This is a genomic window from Gilliamella apicola (genome assembly GCF_003202655.1).
Classification (GTDB): Bacteria; Pseudomonadota; Gammaproteobacteria; order Enterobacterales; family Orbaceae; genus Gilliamella; species Gilliamella apicola_R.
The window spans coordinates 1-21584 of record NZ_QGLR01000014.1 but is presented as its reverse complement, the minus strand read 5'-3'; the positions used below and the strand labels follow the sequence as shown (position 1 = coordinate 21584).

Here is a 21584-nt window from a genome sequence, read left to right as displayed (position 1 = left end):
TCCATCACATTTAGGTTAGCTTATGTTAAAATAAGCTAACTCTTTGTGAAAGGTGCATTTTTATGTCTCAATCTTCTCAGCCGCAACATGATGAAAATCAAGATAAAATCGATTTTGGTTATACACAAGTTTTAAAACAGGATAAAGCAAAACGCGTCGCCGAAGTTTTTCATTCTGTTGCTGATAAATACGATATTATGAATGATCTAATGTCATTTGGTATTCACCGCATCTGGAAAAAAATCACTATTGAGTATAGTAGTGTTAGGAAAGGACAAAAAGTTCTTGATCTTGCTGGTGGAACAGGAGATTTAACGGCTAAATTTTCACAGATTGTTGGTGATGATGGCTTAGTAGTATTAGCCGATATCAATGAATCGATGCTTAAAGTAGGTAGAGACAAACTACGAGACAAAGGTTTATTTAAAAATATTGAATATGTACAAGCAAACGCAGAAGAATTGCCATTTGCTGATAACTATTTTGATTGTATTACTATCTCATTTGGTTTACGAAATGTGACTGATAAGCAAAAAGCGTTACAATCCATGTGGCGAGTATTAAAACCAGGTGGGCGCTTATTGATTCTAGAATTTTCTAAACCACAATATCAAATTTTAAATAAAGCCTATGATCTTTACTCATTTACCATGTTGCCGTTAATGGGCAAGATTGTGGCAAATGATTCCGAAAGCTATCGATATTTAGCCGAATCTATTCGTATGCACCCAGATCAAAAAACATTGAAAAAAATGATGGAAGATGCCGGATTTGCTGACGTTAAATATCACAATATGACAGGCGGTATTGTGGCTTTACATACTGGTTTTAAATTTTAATGTGATAAAAAATAATGACATTTTTTCGACTTTATAAAATATTAACCGTATTTCGGGCTTATCGATTAGATGAACTATTACCAAAGCACCGTTCCTCAAAATGGTTACGTGTATTATTGTTTAGCTTGTTTTGGGTTAGACCTAAAGCAAAGCAACAAGAAATCGGTGAAAGATTACGTCAGGCCTTACAAGAACTAGGACCGGTTTGGATAAAGTTTGGACAAATGGTCTCAACAAGACGGGATGTATTGCCAAAACATCTGGCTGATGCACTAGCTAAATTACAAGATCAAGTTACTCCTTTTGATGGCAAAATTGCTAAACAAATTATCGAAACGGCTTTAGAATGCCCAATTGACTATTATTTTTCAGATTTTAATGAGCAACCCTTAGCTTCCGCTTCTATTGCACAAGTGCATACTGCTACGTTAAAAAGTAGCCAAGCTCAAGTGGTAATCAAAGTTTTGCGGCCAAATATATTACCTATCATCAAATCAGACATTCGTTTGATGTATTGGGTTGCAAACCAATTTACCAAACGGATAAAATTTGGTGAAAAATTACGTGCTGTAGAGATTGTTAGTGATTATGAAAGTACTCTTTTAAAAGAGTTAGATCTACTTAAAGAAGCTTATAACACCGCGCGGTTGCGGGATAATTTTATTAATAGCGAAATTCTCTATATTCCTTATGTTTACCAAGATCTCTGCCGTAAAAATATCCTAGTTGAGGAACGAATTTATGGTACACCGATCGCTAATATCGACGAACTAAAAAGAAGTAACGTCAACATGAAATTACTAGCCGAACGAGGTGTTCAAGCTTTCTTTACACAAGTCTTTCGGGATAATTTTTTCCATGCGGATATGCACCCAGGTAATATCTTTGTGGATATAAGCGAACCTCAGAATCCGCGTTATATTGGTATCGATTGTGCTATTGTTGGTATTTTAACTGAAGATGATCAACGCTATCTAGCTGAAAACTTTCTCGCTTTTTTTAATCAAGATTATCGAAAAATTGCGCAAATTTATATCACATCAGGTTGGGTTCCTGAAACCACTGACGCCGTCGCGTTAGAAATGGCTATGCGTAATGTGTGCGAACCAGCATTCGCCAAACCATTAGGTGAGATCTCTTTTTCGCAAATTTTATTAGCGCTATTTCAAGTAGCTCGCCAATTTGAGATGGATATTCAACCTCAGTTAACCTTACTTGAAAAAACGTTATTTTATATAGAAGGACTAGGCCGTCAACTTTATCCAGCTCTCGACTTATGGCAAACCGCTAAACCATTTTTAGAAAAATGGTATGAAGAAAAATACAGTGCTAAAAAGTTATTACAACAAGTTTGGCAATCTTTACCTGAATGGAAAAATCTTGTCGTTGAACTACCGGTAAAATTAAATGATCAGGCTCGGATGACTAAACAGATGCATATTCAACTAAAGCAAATTAATCAAGAACTTCAACGTAGCAAAAGATGCCAACGAAGATTAATGTTTATGGTTGTTGTGCTTAGTCTTTTAGGCATTATTGCGCTTGTTGTGCATTAAGCGAGTTATTTTTGGGAATCTCAGTGTTTAAGTGTATAATTTGACTATTTTAAGCTTTTGGAGGTAGTTATCATATGCCAAGTTTGCCCAAGCTACTCATATTTGTAGCGGTTATCGCCCTATTATTTGGAACAAAAAAATTACGATCATTGGGCTCTGATCTTGGAGCCTCAATTAAAGGTTTTAAAAAAGCCATGAATGACGATGATGATCAAAAAGAAGGTGATGTCCAAAAAGTCGCCAATCTTGAATCATCTGAAGATAACCACACTAACAAAGAGTAACCTGTGTTTGATATTAGCTTTGGTCAGCTACTATTAGTTTTAATTATCGGGCTGGTGGTATTGGGGCCAGAACGTCTGCCTATTGCAATTAAAACTGTCGCTGGCTGGATAAAAGTACTTCGTCGTATGTCAGCAACAGTTCAGTTAGAATTGAATAAAGAACTTAAACTACAAGAGTTACAAGATAGCTTAAAAAAAGCAGAGCAAAGTGGTTTAAATACGCTTACACCCGAAATCCAAGAATCCATTGATGAATTAAAACGGGTAACTGAATCACTACAAAAAGAGATTGATTCAGTTAGCCAAACAGATACAACAATTCATTCAGATAAAGATAAATTATGACAGACGACGCAACGCAACCACTTATTGGTCATCTTGTAGAACTAAGAACACGACTTTTACGATGTATTATCTGTATATTATTCGTATTAGCGGGTCTACTCTTTTTTTCAAATGATATTTATCATATTGTTGCTAATCCGCTGATTAGCCAATTACCTAAAGGTAGCAGTATGATTGCAACTGACATTGCGGCACCTTTTTTTACCCCGATCAAATTGACCGCAGTTGTTTCAATATTTATTTCGATTCCTTATATTTTGTATCAAGTATGGGGATTTATTGCCCCGGCATTATATCAACATGAAAAACGGCTGATTATGCCGTTAATCATTTCCAGCACGGTACTTTTTTATATTGGTATTGCATTTGCCTATTTTGCAGTATTTCCTCTCGCTTTTTACTTTTTTATTCATACGGCACCAGTTGATGTTGCGATAAACACCGATATAACTAAATATCTTGATTTTGTTATGACGTTATTTATTGTTTTTGGTTTTGCATTTGAAGTCCCTGTTGCCATTATCTTACTGTGTTGGACTGGTGTAACTACCCCTAAAAATTTACGTAAAAAAAGGCCTTATATTATTGTCGGTGTTTTCGCCGTAGCAATGTTTGTTACACCTCCTGACGTATTTTCGCAAATTTTATTAGCTGTACCTATCTGTTTATTATTTGAAATTGGGACATTTTTTGCCCGTTTCTATCAACCAAGAAAAAAAGTCATCGCAGATGATGACGATGAGAGTGTTGATGATCAACAATAAATTGATATGTGATTTACTCAATACAAGTATAGGATAACTAAATGAAAACTTCTCTTCCTGAGTTTGATCTAGCAAATGTTCTAGTTGTTGGTGATATTATGTTAGATCGTTATTGGTATGGTGGCACCAACCGTATATCTCCAGAGGCGCCGGTACCAATTGTTAAAATTAATTCTCTTGAAGAACGTCCTGGCGGTGCAGCCAATGTAGCAATGAACATAACTTCTCTTGGTGGTAAAGCGCGGTTAATTGGTCTCACTGGAATCGATGAACCGGCTAAAGTGCTTGATGAGCAACTTACCAAACGTCATGTTCATTGTGATTTTGTATCGGTTTCAACACACCCAACTATTACTAAGTTAAGAGTCTTATCTAGAAATCAACAATTGATTAGAATTGATTTTGAGGAAGGTTTTGCTAATGTCGATCATACGCCTCTTCTAGAACGTATTAATATTGCGCTTTCGACTTCTAAAGTATTGGTATTATCAGATTATGCCAAAGGTGCATTAACAGCAGTACAAACAATGATTAAACAAGCTAAAAAAGCAAATGTGCCAATATTAGTTGATCCGAAAGGGACTGATTTTGAGCGTTATCGTGGTGTAACATTATTGACCCCAAATATGTCTGAATTCGAAGCTGTTGTTGGTGTTTGTAAAACAGAACAAGAGATCATTGAAAAAGGTTACCAGCTTATCAAACAATATGATCTTAAAGCCTTGCTTGTCACCCGTAGTGAAAAAGGGATGACATTAATTCAATTAGATAAACCCGTTTATCATCTACCAACGCAAGCTAAAGAGGTATTTGATGTTACCGGTGCGGGAGATACTGTAATAGCAACCTTAGCGGCTTCATTAGCTGCAGGACAATCGCTTGAAGAGAGCTGTTTTTTAGCTAATGCTGCTGCGGGTGTGGTTGTAGGTAAATTAGGCACATCAACGGTTTCCCAAGTAGAATTAAGTAATGCCATCCGTGCTCGTGCCGAGGATGGTTTTGGGGTGATGACTGAAGATGAGTTAAAAGAGGAGATTCGAAAAGCACGCTTGCGAGGCGAAAAAATTGTCATGACTAATGGCTGTTTTGACATCTTACATGCCGGACATGTTTCTTATCTTGCTAATGCTCGTAAGCTTGGAGATCGTTTAATTGTGGCGGTAAATAGTGATGCCTCTGTAAAACAATTGAAAGGACAATCCCGACCAATTAACCCATTAATGCAAAGAATGATAGTATTGGGGGCGTTAGATTCAGTGGATTGGGTGGTTCCTTTTGAAGAAGAGACACCACAACGATTAATTGCCAGTATATTACCTGATGTATTAGTAAAAGGTGGCGATTATAAACCTGAAGATATCGCCGGTGGAAAAGAAGTTATTGAGGCCGGTGGAGTAGTTAAAGTCCTCAATTTTGAAGATGGTTGTTCCACCACTAATATCATTGATAAAATTAAACAACAATAAATAATATCTGGTAGTAATTGGCTACTTATTTAAGTAGCCAATAATTTAACTAGATGATTACTGTTATTTAATTTTTTCCATTATTTTTATCTTTGTTTTATCTCAATTAAGATTTATTTTAGTATCAATAAAGATCATATATTTAATGACTAATAAGGAATAAAATAATGAAACTAAAAATTACAGTGTTGTTAATGATATTGATGAGTGTCGCTTGTCATCGAGTACCTATTCAAAAATATCTATATGAAGCAAATCTCCATGACCCAGAACTGATATTCACCACTGAAACTGATTATCCTACCTATTTTTCTTTAAACATTTATGATGGTAAAACTAGCAACTGCGCTAATTTTCAAAGTCTTGGCTATGTATTCCGACATAAAATTGTACCATTTAATATTTATCCTAAATATGTTCCCTCAATTGAAACTAAATCTCCAGCTAATAAACTTGTTACAGTTATTGGTAAATCACGAGATGATAAAATTTCTTGTACCACAAAATATCACCAATTTACCGCTGAATTGGGTAAAACATATAATATTTTATATAAACTTGAAGACAGAAAATGTTATCTTGAGATTACTGAAAAAATGAGTTCTAAACCTGTCAATTTTCAGGCATTGAATAAATGTGGGGAATAATCATATCAGTAGCAATATTATTATGTTAATGAATAAAATTATTCTCCGAAACTAATCAATAGTTAATAACTATCGTTAAATTTCATAATTAATACTTTTTTTATTGTCGGCTTTATGCAAAGCTATTAACCATCAATTGCTAATTTGTTTTAAGGATTTTTTATATGACTAAACACTATGACTATATTGCTATCGGTGGTGGTAGTGGTGGTATTGCCTCAATTAACCGAGCTGCATCGTATGGTAAAAAGTGTGCCATTATTGAGGCTAAATTATTGGGTGGAACTTGTGTAAATGTTGGATGTGTTCCTAAAAAGATTATGTGGTATGGTGCACAAATTGCCGAAGCGATTAATCACTATGGCCCTGATTATGGATTTGATACGACAATTAATCATTTTGATTGGGATAAACTCATTGCAAGCCGAACGGCTTATATTGATCGTGTTCATCAATCTTATGATCGAGTACTACACAATAATAATGTCGATGTGATCCATGGATATGCCAAATTTATTGATAGCAAAACGCTTGATGTCAATGGAGAGCACTTTACTGCCGATCATATTCTTATTGCGGTTGGTGGTAAGCCAACTATTCCCAATATTCCCGGTGCGCAATATGGAATAACTTCCGATGGATTCTTTGAATTAAAAGCCTTACCTAAACGAGTGGCGGTTGTCGGTGCCGGATATATAGCTTGTGAAATTGCCAGTGTTTTACATTCACTCGGTGCCCAGACTCATCAATTTGTTCGACAAGGTACTCCATTACGAGCTTTCGATCCGTTAATCGTAGAAACACTTATGGAAGTGATAACCAATGATGGCCAGCATCTGCATACCTTTGCCATTCCATCTTCTGTTAGTAAAAATAGTGACCAATCATTGACGTTAACATTAGAAAATGGCGAAAGTTATACGGTTGATTGTTTAATTTGGGCCATCGGTCGAGAGCCAGCAACCAAAGAGATGAACTTATCTGCGGCAGGTATTGAGGTTGATAGCAATGGATTTATAGTTGTTGATGAATATCAAAACACCAATGTACCGGGAATTTATTCGGTTGGTGATGATACCGGTGCGGCGGCATTAACCCCAGTTGCCGTGGCTGCCGGCCGGCGTTTATCCGAACGGCTTTTCAATAATAAACCTAATGAACATTTAGATTACAGCAATATTCCAACTGTAGTATTTACTCACCCACCGATTGGTACTGTTGGTTTAAGTGAACCACAGGCTATATTGCAATATGGGCCAGAAAACGTAAAAGTCTATAAGTCTACATTTACGGCTATGTATACTGCCGTAACTTCTCATCGTCAACCATGCAAAATGAAATTAGTTTGTATTGGCGAACAAGAAAAAATAGTCGGTATTCATGGTATTGGTTATGGTATGGATGAGATTTTACAAGGTTTTGCTGTAGCACTAAAAATGGGCGCAACTAAAAAAGACTTTGACAACACTATTGCCATACACCCAACAGCGGCGGAAGAGTTTGTTACAATGCGTTAATACATTCATATTAATACACCTATATTAATACATCTATATTAATACATTCTAGGTTCATTATATCCTCAATAAAAAACAGGGCAATCGCCCTGTTTTTTATTGCTCTTCTTTATGAATTAACTGATTTGTTATTTGCGTTATTCTGCCAACCTTTTTGCGCTAATGTTGAAAAACCAACTAACACGGCAAGTATCGCTACAGCTGAAATATAAATACCTGCACCAAGATAACTATATTCACCTAATATATGATCAGGGCTCAATAAATAGATAGTTAATGTAGGAGTAATTGCGCTAAATAACGCATAAGCTAAATTATAAGATAACGATAAACCAGAATAACGAATAGCCGGTGGAAATGTTCTGGTACCGATAATTGGCGTCATGGCGATCGATCCAATAAATAAGCCAAATAGTGCCCAAATCCAATAAAGTTTTGTTAATGACATATCTGGTGCTAATGAACTATAAAAATAGATACTTACTACAGCTAATCCGCCCCAAGTCAGGATTACTGTTTTAGCTGTACCTAATTTATCATCTAACCAACCAGAAATAACACAACCAATAGATAATGTTAAAGCGGCAATACAGCCACCAATACGCCAATCAAGATTAGCAAAATGATACATACCGCCGACAATACGACCCGGGGTAATTAAAATACCAACCATAATAGCGGTTGATAATGACCAAGTTAATAAAGCGACAATCAAACAAGCTGTTTTATGTTTTTTTATAACAGTCACAACGGGAATACTTTTTTCTAATGCTTTACGGGCGGCTAATTCCTTGAAGATCGGGGTTTCTGATAAAAATTTTCGTAGATAGACAGAAATAACCCCAAAAATACCACCAATAATAAAAGGAATACGCCATGCATAATCTAAAATATTTTGGCTAGTAAAATAGAGATCAACCATAATCGTGACGAAAAAGCCAAGTAAGATACCACCGGTAATGCCTGAAGTTAATGTACCGACGCCCAAGCCGTAACGCTGTTTTGGCGTGTGCTCGGCGATAAATACCCATGCTCCCGGCATTTCACCACCAATAGCGGCACCTTGTAACATACGCATCAGCAACAGTAATAGTGGCGCAACAATACCAATTGTTTCATAAGTAGGTAAAATACCGATAATAAAAGTAGGTAAGGCCATCATCGCCACACTTAAGGTAAACATCTGTTTACGACCAACTTTATCTCCAAAGTGCGCCATGATAATTCCGCCAACAGGGCGAACCAAATAACCCGCAGCGAATATACCCCAAGCAAATAAATCTAAAGTTAATGGCGACAAGGTAGGTGGTAAAAACAGTGGTTTGACGATGGTATCAATATATAGTGCGTAGATCACAAAGTCATAAAACTCAAGCGTTCCACCTAAAGATGACAATATTAATGTTTTAAAATCCTTACTATTCAATGGCCGTGCGACCGGCTGCCATTCAGCGTTAATTTCAGATTGACTCATGAAAAAACCTTATTCTTATTGTTAAGTAAATATAGTCAGTAAAGAAAATATCCATTTTTTGACTAAATGCTAAAATTGAAAGATCATTCTGCCATAAAATATACTCTTTTTTTTAATCATAAAAAAAATTAATCAACAGTAACTATATGCCTGTTTGATTTATAGTGTGTATAAAAATTGATATTAAATAATAATTCTATCTAGTTATCGTTTATAATGATTTGAAAATTTTAGGATGAAATAATTATGACAAAACGATGCAGTTGGGTCTCAAATGACCCGTTATATATTGATTATCATGATAACGAATGGGGTTATCCTCAATATGATAGCCTTAAACTATTTGAAAAAATTTGTCTTGAAGGACAACAAGCCGGATTATCTTGGGTCACTGTATTAAAAAAGCGAGACGAATATCGGCGATGTTTTTTCAATTTTCAACCGGAAAAAATTATCCAATTAACCGCAACTGATATAGAATTATTACTTGAAAATACAGGCTTAATTCGCAATCGTTTAAAGCTTAATAGCATCGTGAAAAATGCGCATGCCTACTTAGCTATGCAAAATAATAATGAGAGTTTCTCGCAATTTATTTGGTCATTCGTTGATGGTAAGCCAATCATCAATCATTTTAAAGATAAAAGTGAAGTCCCTGTTAGCACAGAAATATCCGATAAAATGTCAAAAGCACTAAAAAAGAGAGGATTTACATTTGTTGGCACAACAATTTGTTATGCATTTATGCAATCGATGGGGTTAGTTAACGACCATTTCGAAGATTGTTTTAAAAAATAAGGGGAAAATTAATGACAATTATCAATTTAATAAAATATTGTCTAATAGCACTATTAGTTTATTTTATCATTTGTAACGTTGTTATTTTTATCTTTGCTAAACAAAAACCAGCCGCCAATGCTGATACCTTAGTTGTTTTAGGATCGCAGGTGGTTGGTACACCTGCCCAAGCTCCACTTACTTTACAAATTAGATTAAACACCGCCATTAATTATTTGCAAAATAATCCCAATACCAAAGTGATAGTTTGTGGAGGTCAAGGTCCAGATGAATCAGCAACAGAAGCAAGTGTGATGGCTAAATATCTTATCGACAACGGCATCAATGCTGCTCGAGTTTATCAAGAGGACCAATCCAAACGTACTGCGGAGCAATTTATTTTTGCCAATCGAGTTTTACCTTTAGGTAGAACAGTAGTAGTAACTAATGATTTCCATATTTTACGTTCAATAATGCTGGCTAAACGTTCAGGAATTAATGATGTATCTGGCTTATCTGCTCCATTAAGCTTTAATAATGGTGATAGGTATGTTGCATTAATTCGCGAGCCACTTGCATTGGCAAATTCTTGGCTCTTTGACCACCCTAGTAATAATACCAAACCGGCGAATTAACGACGAAATAATGGATAAAATACGCTAAAATTAGCGAATAACGGCCAAAGCGGTAGTCACTACTGTTTTTGTCGAGCGTCCATGATATTATTAACTATCAAACTTTAAATTAGCTATAAACAAATATGAAATCAGATACAATTGTTGCGCAAGCAACGCCGCCCGGTCGTGGCGGTGTGGGCATATTGCGCATATCAGGTCCTAAAGCCCAAGAGGTAGCGCAGGCAGTATTAGGTAAATTACCTAAAGCAAGGTATGCCGAATATCTTCCATTTTTAGCAAACGATGGCTCGACACTTGATGAAGGTATTGCGCTATTTTTTCCTAATCCGCACTCGTTTACTGGTGAAGATGTGCTTGAATTGCAAGGTCACGGCGGCCCAGTTATTTTAGATTTACTTTTAAAGCGAATTTTAGAAATTTCTGGTGTGCGTATCGCAAGGCCGGGTGAGTTTTCGGAAAGGGCATTTTTAAATGATAAACTTGATTTAGCCCAAGCCGAAGCGATTGCTGACTTGATTGATGCCAGTTCAGAACAGGCGGCTAAATCTGCTATCTCGTCTTTACAAGGTGTATTTTCTAAAAAGGTTAATGCACTGGTTGAATCCTTGATTCATTTGCGTATTTTTACCGAAGCGGCTATCGATTTTCCGGAAGAGGAGATTGATTTTCTTTCTGACGGTAAAATAGAAGCAGAACTTAATCAAGTTATTCAACGATTAAACGAAGTCCGCCAAGAAGCTAAACAAGGCTCTCTATTACGCGAAGGGATGAAAGTGGTTATTGCTGGTCGTCCAAATGCTGGAAAATCCAGTTTGCTCAATGCATTGGCAGGTCGTGATGCTGCTATTGTTACCAATATTGCCGGCACTACTCGTGATGTACTGCGTGAACATATCCATATTGATGGTATGCCTTTACATATCATTGATACCGCTGGACTGCGTGAAGCAAGTGATGAAGTAGAGCGGATAGGTATTGAGCGTGCATGGCAAGAAATAGAACAAGCCGATCGGGTTTTATTTATGGTCGATAGCACAACAACGAATGAAACCGATCCCGAAAAACTTTGGCCAGAATTTATTGAGCGATTGCCAAAAAATATGCCGGTTACTGTGATTCGCAACAAAGCAGACTTAACCGGTGAGGCACTTGGTTATAGCGAAGAAGAGGGATATGCACTTATTCAATTATCCGCTCGAACAGGTGAAGGTGTGACGTTATTGCGTGAGCATCTAAAACAAGCTATGGGGTTTTCGAGTAGTACAGAAGGTGGTTTTTTAGCTCGACGTCGTCATTTGCAAGCACTTGAAAAAGCAGCTGAGCATTTAAATAATGGTCAATATCAACTTATTACATTCCATGCAGGTGAACTCTTAGCCGAAGAGTTAAGATTAGCTCAAGAAGCGCTAAGTGAAATTACTGGTGAATTTACTTCTGATGATCTATTAGGAAGAATATTCAGTTCATTCTGTATCGGCAAATAAGTTGAATTTGCCTATAAATTCATACTTTTAATGAATATTTCTCATAATTACCCCATATAGCTTTTTAAGCTTTATGGGTTTAATCCATCTATCTTAAAAAAAATAAGGATAGAAGCTAATTATAACATTCCATGCAGGTGAACTCTTAGCCGAAGAGTTAAGATTAGCTCAAGAAGCGCTGAGTGAAATTACTGGTGAATTTACTTCTGATGATCTATTAGGAAGAATATTCAGTTCATTCTGTATCGGCAAATAAGTTGAATTTGCCTATAAATTCATACTTTTAATGAATATTTCTCATAATTACCCCCATATTGCTTTTTAAGCTTTATGGGTTTAATTCATCTATCTTTAAAAAAATAGGGATAGAAGCTAATTATAACATTCCATGCAGGTGAACTCTTAGCCGAAGAGTTAAGATTAGCTCAAGAAGCGCTAAGTGAAATTACTGGTGAATTTACTTCTGATAATCTATTAGGAAGAATATTCAGTTCATTCTGTATTGGCAAATAAGTTGAATGTGCCTACAAATTCACACCATTAACCAATATTTCCCCTAACAAACCCCATATTGCTTTCTAAGCATTATGGGTTTAATTCATCTACCCATTTAAAAAATAGGGGTAGAAGTTAAAAGTTCTATCCCAAAGATAAGTTTTAATATGATAAAAAGTTAGGCTGATTTATGCTTGCCGGCACTACTTGGAACTAAAATTAAAATTGAAATAAAGCATAACAAACAAAAACCAACATTAATCCAGAGTCCTATTGCTGCTGCTGTCGCTATGCTTTGGCCATTAGCAATAATTGCAGCATAAGTTGATGCCGAAATCGCCACACCGAATGCACCACCTAATGAGCTCGCCATTTTATATATTCCTGATGCAACACCAACTTTATCTTCTGGAGCACTAGCTATTGCGGTATCAATTGATGGTGTGGCATAAAAGCCTAAGCCAAGACCCAATAAAATATAGCCGGCAAACACCGAAATAATATAAAACATATCCGGTAACAAAGTCAGCGTCATCAAGGCAATCCCCGAACCTGTAATTAAAGGCCCGAGTAGCATTGGTTTTTTCGCGCCGACTTTTTGTAAGATCTTTTCACCTACTCGAATCATACATAAAACCGAAACTAAATAACCAATGGTCAATAATCCATTTTCGAAAGAGGTAAAGCCTCGTCCTTGTTGGGTATAAGTACTGGCAACAATTAATGTACCGGCAACAGAATTGAGTAGAAAGTTAGATAAGGTAGCGCCACGATAAGGGACATTCTTAAACAGTGAAAAATCTATAAATGCGCCATTCGCTTTGCGATTTTCAATAACAAAAAATAAAATCAGAAAAACCAAACATATCATAGCGAGTGATAATGTCGTTACACTAGTCCAACCAAAAGTAGATCCTTTGGTGATGACAAGGTTTAACGTAACTAAAGTGATAACAAAAACGAATAGTCCAACATAATCAAATTTAGGCAAACTTGATGGATCGTCAATTTTAGTTTCTGGTGTCCCTTTTAATAACAACATACCTAACAAAGCACAAACAATAGAGATAATAAAAATCCATTGCCAACCTAAATAGGTTGCTATCGCACCGCCGGCCAGCACGCAAGTACCTGAACCGCCCCAAGATCCTATCGACCAAAAGCTTAATGCGCGCTGACGATCTTTACCTTGATAATAGGTTTTCACTAACGCCAAAGTCGATGGCATAATACAGGCAGCAGATAAACCTTGGATAATACGACCAGTAATAAACAGCACTTCACCTTGTGCGCAGATCAAACAAAGGCAACCAATAATACTTAATATAAAACCCAAATAAGTAAAGCGAACTCGTCCAAAACGATCAGCGAGTCCACCGGCAACCACAATAAAACAGCCAGAAAAGAGGGCGGTTAAACTTACTGCTAAATTAAACGATGCAGGGGTAATACCGATAGAGTGCTGAACCGCTGGCCCGACATTAACGATTGACTGAGCAAAAAGCCAAAAAGTAATAACCCCTAATACAATGCCGAATGTTAACCGGTTATGACTTTTAAACTGTTCTATGGCTGAATTTTGAGTATTTAACATATTTAAATTTGACATAGCTACACGTAATCCTTATTTGCTTAAATAGGTTTCCGTTAATGCAACCCAATATGCTGCCGCAGTAACAATACAGTTATCATTAAAATCATATCCAGGATTATGCACACTACAAAAACCGGGTTCATCGCCATTACCGATAATCATATAGCAGCCATTGGGGTTACTCTCTAACATAAAAGCAAAATCTTCACTGCCCATAAAAGGATGGCAATTATCATGCACGCGATCTTTACCAACTAATTTTTGGGCAACATCAAAGGCAAATTTTGTTGCATCTGCTCCATTATTTAATACTGGACTACCATTGACATGCTCAATTTCTACTGAGGCACCAAAACTTTCCGCTTGTGAAGTGGCAACTTCGCTAATACGCTTAAGTAGTAACGCCCGGGTATCATTATCCAGTGCTCTAACGGTTAGTTTCATAAGTGCATCGCTGTTCACCACATTTGGCGCTTCACCAGACTGAATACAACCAATCGTGATAACGGCTTGCTCAAAGGGTGAAACATTGCGAGAAACAATACTCTGCAACGCGGTGCCGATATAACAGGCAACAAGAGTGGCATCAATTCCTCGTTCAGGCATGGCACCGTGAGCTCCTTTGCCTTTAATCTTGATATGAATGGTATCGGATGAGGCCATAAGTGCACCGGTTTTGAAATAAAAATGACCTTCTTTAAAACCTGGCATATTGTGAATACCGAAAATAACATCACAAGGAAATTGTTTAAACAGACCATCATCCACCATCACTTTGCCACCATACAATAACTCTTCTGCTGGTTGGAAAATAACATGTAACGTGCCATCAAAATTACGGGTTTCGGCAAGATATTTAGCTGCGCACAGTAAAATAGTCGTATGTCCATCATGACCACAACCATGGAATTTGCCATGGGTTTGACTGCTCCATGGTTTTCCTGAGGCTTCAACAATAGGTAGCGCATCCATGTCGGCTCTAATACCAATTTTTTTATCACTAGTACCATTTTTTAAAACACCAACCACCCCGGTTTTTGCTAAACCACGATGTACTTCATAGCCCCACTGAGCCAACTTACTTGCCACTAAATCGCTGGTTTTATGCTCTTCAAAACCTAATTCAGGATGTTGATGAATTTGATGGCGAATATCAATAAACTCTTGCTCTGTTTTGCTAATCGTTTCCATAATATGCTGCATTTTAGGCTCCTAATTAACCCGAATATCGTTGTTATCAATAAAAAGAAGGGAGACAACACATCTGTGCTTAGATCAAATTGAAATCCTCAAACAACTCAATCACTAAAACCGCATAGATGAACAAATATACAATAACTCCTAATTTTGTCGATGTCGATTATTTCTATCATGTGATATTGGAAAATTGCGAAGTCGTAGTTGCCTGATAATATGGATTATCATCAAAAAGTGAGAAAAAATGCGGTTAACTAACCACATTATTAGCGATTCTAAAAAATAGATTTAACGAACCGAGATGCTTTTGTTTAATTAATCTAAGCACGGGTAATAGACTAATTAACTTATGTTACAAAATGACTGGCAATTATTTTTTCAGTTATGCAGATTTAATTTAAATTTCCTCTAAAAATTGGTTTGGCACATTCTCGGTTAACCATACACCATTATCCGCCAAATAAAACTTAAAACCTTGTTGAAACATTGCTAACGCGTTAATTTTCAATACAACTGGTTTTCCATGACGTTTACCAACAGCTACAGCTGTTTTTGTATCAATTGAAAGATGAACATAATGACGTTCGCCAGCAATCAAACCTTGTTGTTGAATAGAATCAAGAAAACGGGTTGCGGTACCATGATATAAATATTCAGGTGGGATTTTCTCTACATGAGCAATGTTAACTTGACTAGTCGAATGTCCTTGAGCAGCACGAATTTTTAAACCATCTTCGGAGAGGGTAAAGCGTTTTTTATCATTGGTTCTAACGACTTCGGTAATTAATTCTTGAGAAATTTGCATACCATGTTTCTTCGCTTGGCGAATTAAAACATCTATTCCAACCCAACCATCGCTATCTAATGTGATACCAATAGACTCTGGCTTATGCCTTAAAACATAGCTTAAAAATTTACTGATCTTCACTAAATCTTTACTTGTGCACTTGATATTTATTTTTTTACTCATATGCTAAATATTTGAACTATTAAATAATAAGTTCGATTCTAGCTTTTATTAACTGTAATACAAGATATATTTTTCTATATCATAAAAAATATTAGGAATTATCAATATGATATAAGCGTAAAATACCGAACTTTAATCAAATGGTGTACGTTCTACAATTTTTTTACCAAAAATATCGGCTGCCCTATTTTAAAAGTTGCCTGTTGCAACTATTAATAACCTTTTATCGATTTATGCTAACTAGTTTTTTGCGTTAATCTCTCAAAAGCAGTAAAAAATTTTATTTGATAAATGGTTAAATTCTCTTATTCATTAGAGGGCTAAAGATAATAGTCAATTTTTAAACCAACTATTATTTTAAACCAACTATTATTAGAAAAAGAGAGATTTGCCCCTCTTTCTGATCATATAGTTAAAGTTACAGCTATAGGAGGCGGGTATAGCTAGATTTATTATTCATATTAATATTGATCACGATAATATTTTGCCATCATCTATAGTGACCTGGAAAATTCAAAAAAATTGAACAGGATGTTTTTATCTTCTAATGCAAGGAAGAATTGGTATTTGATTCAAAAAGTTACAATGTAATATCAAGTATTCTTAAGAATAATCACTCTAACTATCTTCACCAATCATTTGCTGGTTTCATCTGATGATTTTGCGCCATCATATCATGACAAAATCAACTAAGTTGTGTAAACAAAAAAACAGGTTATTACACTAACGTTTCTATTCCATTATCTGATATAAAATTTTCTAAAAAAGTTGAGGAACGGGCTTTTTAGAAGAAAAAATTCAACTTTAATTGTCAATATTATTGAAATCATAAAGATAAAAAATTAATTAAATAAAAGGTGAATAACCATTTTGTTTCGAATTATTTAGTTAGAACTTGACGTTAGTTACTTTTTTCTTCCTAGTTTTTATGAAACCTTTATAATATTTTGATTAGTTATTTTTCCAATTTAGGGAGAGCATAGATGATTGATGTGGAAAGTTTTAAACGAGATTTTCATTTTGATCCGGTTAGTCCTTCACCGCGCTATATGCAGTTATATTCCTTTATCAAACATCAAATTAAAGCAGGTGTATTTAAAGTTAACGATCAATTAATTGCCGAAAATGAACTATGTGAGATTCTCAATATTAGTCGAACTACTGTACGCTTAGCGATGGATCAGTTGATTAATGAAGGTTTGATTGTTCGTTATCGTGGTAAGGGGTCATTTGTTGCCGAAGAAAAAATCCGGCGAAAAATAAACTATCTATATAATTTCACCAATAATATGCAAGAAGTTGGCGCTAAACCTTCATCAATAGTATTAGAGTCTGTAGTGATGACTGCGGATGACTTTATTGCTCAAAAATTGGCACTACCAGCAACAAATCGAAAAGTATTTAAATTAAAACGTTTACGCTGTGCAGACGAAACCCCTCTATTACTTGAAACAACCTATATTCCTTATTATCTTTGTGAAGGTATTGAGCAGAATAATTTTGATAAAGCTTCTCTTTATCTGGTATTAACCCATGAATATAACTTAAATTTATTTCATGCAGAAGAGACTATCGAAGCAATATTGATTGAAAAAGATCATGCCGAATATTTGCAATGTAAAAAGAAAATGGCCGGTTATGGTATTGAGCGAATCTCTCATTTAGATAATGGCTATATATTTGAATATACCAAATCTATTACACGTGCTGATAAATGTGTTTTCAAGCTTGACCTGTATAAAAACAATCAAAATAATGTCAAGCAAATGGAGTTTTCCCGCTTACTTAATCCTTAGATCTTATACGAAGGGAAACGAAGGAAATGAAGCAAGTGTTCATTTCCTAACCTATTAACTCTGCAAAATTGAAGATCAGTAATTATCTTTTTATCGCTATTTTATGAAGTTGATTTAGTCACGCCAAGTACTTCAGGTGTAGATCGATAACCGATACCCATACGATCAATTCCCAGATCAATTAATTCAAAAAAGTGAGCTTGAGTTCGAATACAACCAGATCCTTTCACTTTACAACGACCTTTAGCGGCTTCCATCATCACTTTAATAACTTCTGGTGTTGCGCCTTTACTTTCTCCACCAGTAAAGAAACCTGTAGACGTTTTAACAAAATCAGCACCGGCTTTACAAGCTACATCTGTTGCTTTTGCTACTTGCTCTAATGTTAGGGCATCAGTCTCAAAAATTACTTTTAACTGAGTTCCATATTGGTGACAAACATCTGCCACTGCTTTGATATCTTTTTCAACTTCATCCCACATACCGCTTTTTATCCAACCATAATTCGCGACGATATCGAGATCTTCAATATCTCCCTGACAGCATATGATTTCGGCTTGTTTAACTTTAGATTCTGTTGTTGAAGCCCCAAAAGGAAAGTCACAAACCACACAAATTCCGGTATTAGTGCCGGCACAAAGTTTTCTAGCAATATCTAATGAGGCTGGATTGATGCAAACGGTTTTACAGTTATAGTCAATACCCTCTTGAATGTACTTAATAATTTCTTGTTGTGTAAATTCAGGTTTCAATACTGATTGGTCAATATAAGCGGCAAGTTCTTTGACCGTCATTTGATTGGCTTTTTTGCTTGGTTTCATAACGACTCCTAATGATAATATAGATAACAAAACACACATATGTATTAAATGTATGATACATTTAATTATAGAAGTAGTTATCACAAAGTCAATGAGATGGTTATAAATTTTATTTTATGCAGCTTACTTTTCTTAATCAGAATAAAAGACTGGATAACTTTGGCTAATGCAATGAAATTATATTTGAAAAAATGACTTAACTGAGTATAAGCCCATGTTGGGTGAGGTAATATTTGATGATTTTAACGATTTAATAGAGTCTATATAAATCGACTTTAGATAAAAATATTCTGATACATTTAATAAAAACGGAAATATACCATCATCGCTAAACTAATTTTAGTGGAATACATTCTGCAATTATTTTTACTAAAAATATCGGCTGACTCACTTTAAAAGTTACCTGTTGCAACTATGAGTAATCTTTTATCGATTTATGTTAAATAGTTTTTGCTAACTAGTTTTTTGCGTTAATCTCTCAAAAGGATTAACAATCTTTATTTGATAAATAACTAGCGTCAATTATTCATTGCAAATATTCAATTGATATTCAAAAGCTAGAAAATATTGCATTCTTAAAACAACTATTAGTTAGTTGATTTTTCTGCGGATTGATTGGCGTAATATAATTGCGATATTCACTAGATAATAGTGATAATGTAGATATGCTATAGTCGAAATTAACGAAATAAAATAATCAAATAAATTTTTTTTAATAATATTGCTCGTCATCCTGGTAAAAATCATATTATTATCTTTAAAACCTAAATTTTACCTACAATCTTAACAAGAGAATAATAAATATATGACTTTTATAAGTTATTCTTCTGAAAAATGTGGTGGTATTTATCTGTAAAAAGCTGGTTAGGTTTGAATGCTATAATCCTTGATGATGGCAAAGGGTTATTAAATTTAAAGGTTTTAAATAAATTATTGCGTTTAAAGTCGATCGAAGGGTATTTTCTAAAATTGTAAACTACTTTAATCGTAAAATAAAAACACCTTTTGATTAAAGCGTTAAATCTTTAAGGCTACTATTTTATGGAGATAACTAAATCTAAATTATTTTAGGAGTTAAAGGTAAAAAATGTATAACAGAGATAATGTTAACTGCTTTAAAATCAAATGTGTGGATTCACAACATGAAGTAATCGATGCGGTAATTAATGTCTGGAGTGAAAAAAAACACAACCCAACCATCATAGATCTTTCTAGCAACCAACCTTATAGCTATCAGGGGTTATATAATATTGTTTCAATGGAATATATCGATGCTAACGATAAAATTTTTAAAACAGAAGATATTAGAACTTTTGACGCTTTTTATAAACTATATAGCTTAACAACAATCAATGATATCAAAATGTTAATTAAAGGGTGTTGTGCCCAATATTATATGGTTAAGTTTTTAACTAACACTTTATTAACCATGAAACTTAATTTAGGTCAGAGGGTTGATTATAGTACACCAACTGTCAGTCTCTTTGCGCCAGAAGAGGATATAAAACAAATAGTCACTATTAACGAGCAAAAAAATTATTATTGTACTTGGTTAGAAAGTATTAAAAAAATACCCTATTAGAACTAAAAACCCATTTGGTTAATAGGTATGCAAATTTAAAATGATAGTTTAGTCAGAAATATGTTGAAAAAATTAGCCAAACAAACTCTAATAAATAATCTACCGAAATATTAAATTCGCAATATAGTGGATTATATAAACACAGATTTGCTGATAAAGTATTTAAGAATAATGGTTGTTTATTTCATCAATAAAATGTATTAATAAAACAATATAAGTAATAGCAAAAAGAGATTAACCGAACAGAAAAAAACCGCATAAATATAGATGATAATGATATGAAAGTTAATAAATTAACCTTAATTGGCTTATTATTTTTAATCAATATAAAAGTAGCATACCATGCAAGTAGATAAAATAGCCGTTTGTAAGCCAATCGAAACCTTAGTTAATACGTTGTTAAAAAAAGGTTTTGCAATTGCTGAAACTAAAATAAGTGATTATCATTTCCATGAATTGTCTTTCATATTGAAAGGTAAATATACCAGCGAAATAGATCACATCAGTCATCTTAAAATCAAGAAACTTGATGATGCTACTTTTACATGTCTTTGCCATTGGTCTACAGTCAATTTAATATATGAATAATGGAAGTTTGCAATACCTTAGACTTTTCCTCTTTCCTTATCTATAGCACTATGGCTAAAACTAAACTATTCATAATTTAACCAAACTCAATTAACAAAACTTAAGATGAATTAGCACCAATTTTTCTGCTGATTACTGTCGACGAGGGTGGATAGATCGGGTTTTGCCTGTAAAATCACATTAAATAAAATATTAAAAAAAATGGTAAAATGATGAATATCAATTTTTGCATCGACATTGAATTGATTTAATGTTAGCATGGTTGGGTATAAATTTGTGTGTGATGATGTTTCATTGTTAATATTATGGATTTATTAATGAAAAGCTATTTATTTGCATGGAGTTTCATTGTTCTACCCGCGACGGTTGCCTTAGCCGAACCGCCGCCTACGCAGCAATTTAGTGGACAACCGTTTATCCATCAACCAGCGCATGAAAAAGCACTTCCAGATACATTAATCCCTTCATCGCTTGACATCCATTTATTAACACCCGCGACCAGTGAAGCTATTTTTCCAATTGAGCGTTTATACCTTAACGTTAATCAAGCGCTATTATTGGAAAAAGATAATTCACCTCGTTTTAAACCTGTCAATAAGCGCATTCATCTGGCTGGCAGAATTTAACCGGTGGCGTAATAGGCATACGAGGAAATAATTATGGTTTTTACTATGACCTCTTTGCCGGCAAACCGATTCACAAACCCAAAGGGTTCCAAACCAATCCATTAACATTAGGCTTTAATGTTAA

Annotated in this window: 19 protein-coding genes and 3 pseudogenes; 17 read left to right on the top strand and 5 right to left on the bottom strand. The window is 34.9% G+C overall.

Translation table 11 applies throughout. The features are described from left to right. Positions 1-62: 62 nt before the first annotated feature. From ubiE to gorA, 8 genes and pseudogenes are all read left to right on the top strand, one after another. Complete coding sequence (ubiE, locus tag DKK70_RS12585; RefSeq protein ID WP_110434330.1) at positions 63-839, top strand: bifunctional demethylmenaquinone methyltransferase/2-methoxy-6-polyprenyl-1,4-benzoquinol methylase UbiE; 777 nt, start codon at positions 63-65, stop codon at positions 837-839. Positions 840-853: 14 nt separating this feature from the next. Next, entirely contained in the window at positions 854-2395 is a 1542-nt protein-coding gene (ubiB, locus tag DKK70_RS12580) for a ubiquinone biosynthesis regulatory protein kinase UbiB (protein WP_110434329.1), read from the top strand. A gap of 74 nt (positions 2396-2469) precedes the next feature. Beyond that, the gene (gene tatA, locus DKK70_RS12575) at positions 2470-2679 is read left to right on the top strand and encodes a twin-arginine translocase TatA/TatE family subunit (RefSeq protein WP_110434328.1); all 210 of its coding nucleotides are present in this window, start codon (positions 2470-2472) and stop codon (positions 2677-2679) included. A 3-nt stretch (positions 2680-2682) separates the two neighbouring features. After that, a pseudogene (gene tatB / locus DKK70_RS12570) lies at positions 2683-3006 on the top strand (Sec-independent protein translocase protein TatB); the annotation flags it as partial. 14 nt (positions 3007-3020) lie between these two features. Further along, complete coding sequence (gene tatC / locus DKK70_RS12565; RefSeq protein WP_110434326.1) at positions 3021-3788, top strand: twin-arginine translocase subunit TatC; 768 nt, start codon at positions 3021-3023, stop codon at positions 3786-3788. Positions 3789-3829: 41 nt separating this feature from the next. Further along, a complete protein-coding gene (hldE, locus tag DKK70_RS12560) occupies positions 3830-5254 on the top strand; it encodes a bifunctional D-glycero-beta-D-manno-heptose-7-phosphate kinase/D-glycero-beta-D-manno-heptose 1-phosphate adenylyltransferase HldE (protein ID WP_110434325.1) in 1425 nt (474 codons plus the stop codon). Between the two features lie 167 nt (positions 5255-5421). Next, complete coding sequence (locus DKK70_RS12555; protein WP_110434324.1) at positions 5422-5901, top strand: hypothetical protein; 480 nt, start codon at positions 5422-5424, stop codon at positions 5899-5901. 164 nt (positions 5902-6065) lie between these two features. Continuing rightward, positions 6066-7418 carry a glutathione-disulfide reductase gene (gorA, locus tag DKK70_RS12550; protein WP_110434323.1) on the top strand — a complete coding sequence of 451 codons (1353 nt, stop codon included), beginning with the start codon at positions 6066-6068 and terminating at the stop codon, positions 7416-7418. Between the two features lie 109 nt (positions 7419-7527). Here the strand turns inward: gorA and DKK70_RS12545 are convergent, their stop codons facing one another. Further along, a complete protein-coding gene (locus DKK70_RS12545) occupies positions 7528-8892 on the bottom strand; it encodes an MFS transporter (protein WP_110434322.1) in 1365 nt (454 codons plus the stop codon). Positions 8893-9138: 246 nt separating this feature from the next. On the opposite strand from DKK70_RS12545, the gene DKK70_RS12540 reads away from it, so the two are divergent. The 5 genes and pseudogenes from DKK70_RS12540 to DKK70_RS17690 all read left to right on the top strand — a co-directional run. After that, positions 9139-9690: a DNA-3-methyladenine glycosylase I gene (locus DKK70_RS12540; protein ID WP_110434321.1), complete on the top strand. Its 552-nt coding sequence runs from the start codon at positions 9139-9141 to the stop codon at positions 9688-9690. A gap of 11 nt (positions 9691-9701) precedes the next feature. After that, positions 9702-10304 (top strand): YdcF family protein, encoded by a 603-nt coding sequence (locus DKK70_RS12535; RefSeq protein WP_110434320.1) that lies wholly within the window; start codon positions 9702-9704, stop codon positions 10302-10304. 125 nt (positions 10305-10429) lie between these two features. After that, complete coding sequence (gene mnmE, locus DKK70_RS12530; protein WP_110434319.1) at positions 10430-11791, top strand: tRNA uridine-5-carboxymethylaminomethyl(34) synthesis GTPase MnmE; 1362 nt, start codon at positions 10430-10432, stop codon at positions 11789-11791. Positions 11792-11921: 130 nt separating this feature from the next. After that, positions 11922-12047, top strand: a pseudogene (locus DKK70_RS17695) (hypothetical protein); the annotation flags it as partial. A gap of 131 nt (positions 12048-12178) precedes the next feature. Continuing rightward, a pseudogene (locus DKK70_RS17690) lies at positions 12179-12304 on the top strand (hypothetical protein); the annotation flags it as partial. Between the two features lie 160 nt (positions 12305-12464). On the opposite strand, the gene DKK70_RS12515 reads toward DKK70_RS17690, so the two are convergent. The 3 genes from DKK70_RS12515 to DKK70_RS12505 all read right to left on the bottom strand — a co-directional run bounded on the left by DKK70_RS12515 (position 12465) and on the right by DKK70_RS12505 (position 16047). After that, positions 12465-13895 (bottom strand): MFS transporter, encoded by a 1431-nt coding sequence (locus tag DKK70_RS12515; RefSeq protein ID WP_110434318.1) that lies wholly within the window; start codon positions 13893-13895, stop codon positions 12465-12467. 15 nt (positions 13896-13910) lie between these two features. Next, positions 13911-15083 carry a M20 aminoacylase family protein gene (locus DKK70_RS12510; RefSeq protein ID WP_110434317.1) on the bottom strand — a complete coding sequence of 391 codons (1173 nt, stop codon included), beginning with the start codon at positions 15081-15083 and terminating at the stop codon, positions 13911-13913. 391 nt (positions 15084-15474) lie between these two features. Beyond that, positions 15475-16047, bottom strand: coding sequence for an RNA 2'-phosphotransferase (locus tag DKK70_RS12505; RefSeq protein WP_110434316.1), 573 nt, complete (start codon positions 16045-16047; stop codon positions 15475-15477). Positions 16048-17030: 983 nt separating this feature from the next. Here DKK70_RS12505 and DKK70_RS12500 point away from each other — a divergent pair. Continuing rightward, entirely contained in the window at positions 17031-17843 is an 813-nt protein-coding gene (locus DKK70_RS12500; RefSeq protein WP_219999781.1) for a GntR family transcriptional regulator, read from the top strand. A 101-nt stretch (positions 17844-17944) separates the two neighbouring features. Here the strand turns inward: DKK70_RS12500 and deoC are convergent, their stop codons facing one another. Further along, positions 17945-18664, bottom strand: coding sequence for a deoxyribose-phosphate aldolase (deoC, locus tag DKK70_RS12495; protein ID WP_110434315.1), 720 nt, complete (start codon positions 18662-18664; stop codon positions 17945-17947). A gap of 1129 nt (positions 18665-19793) precedes the next feature. Between deoC and DKK70_RS12490 the strand changes: the two genes are divergently transcribed. The 3 genes from DKK70_RS12490 to DKK70_RS12480 all read left to right on the top strand — a co-directional run bounded on the left by DKK70_RS12490 (position 19794) and on the right by DKK70_RS12480 (position 21460). Further along, the gene (locus DKK70_RS12490) at positions 19794-20246 is read left to right on the top strand and encodes a hypothetical protein (RefSeq protein WP_219999780.1); all 453 of its coding nucleotides are present in this window, start codon (positions 19794-19796) and stop codon (positions 20244-20246) included. 342 nt (positions 20247-20588) lie between these two features. Next, positions 20589-20834 carry an AraC family transcriptional regulator gene (locus DKK70_RS12485; RefSeq protein WP_110434313.1) on the top strand — a complete coding sequence of 82 codons (246 nt, stop codon included), beginning with the start codon at positions 20589-20591 and terminating at the stop codon, positions 20832-20834. A 317-nt stretch (positions 20835-21151) separates the two neighbouring features. After that, entirely contained in the window at positions 21152-21460 is a 309-nt protein-coding gene (locus tag DKK70_RS12480) for a hypothetical protein (protein ID WP_110434312.1), read from the top strand. Positions 21461-21584 lie beyond the last annotated feature (124 nt).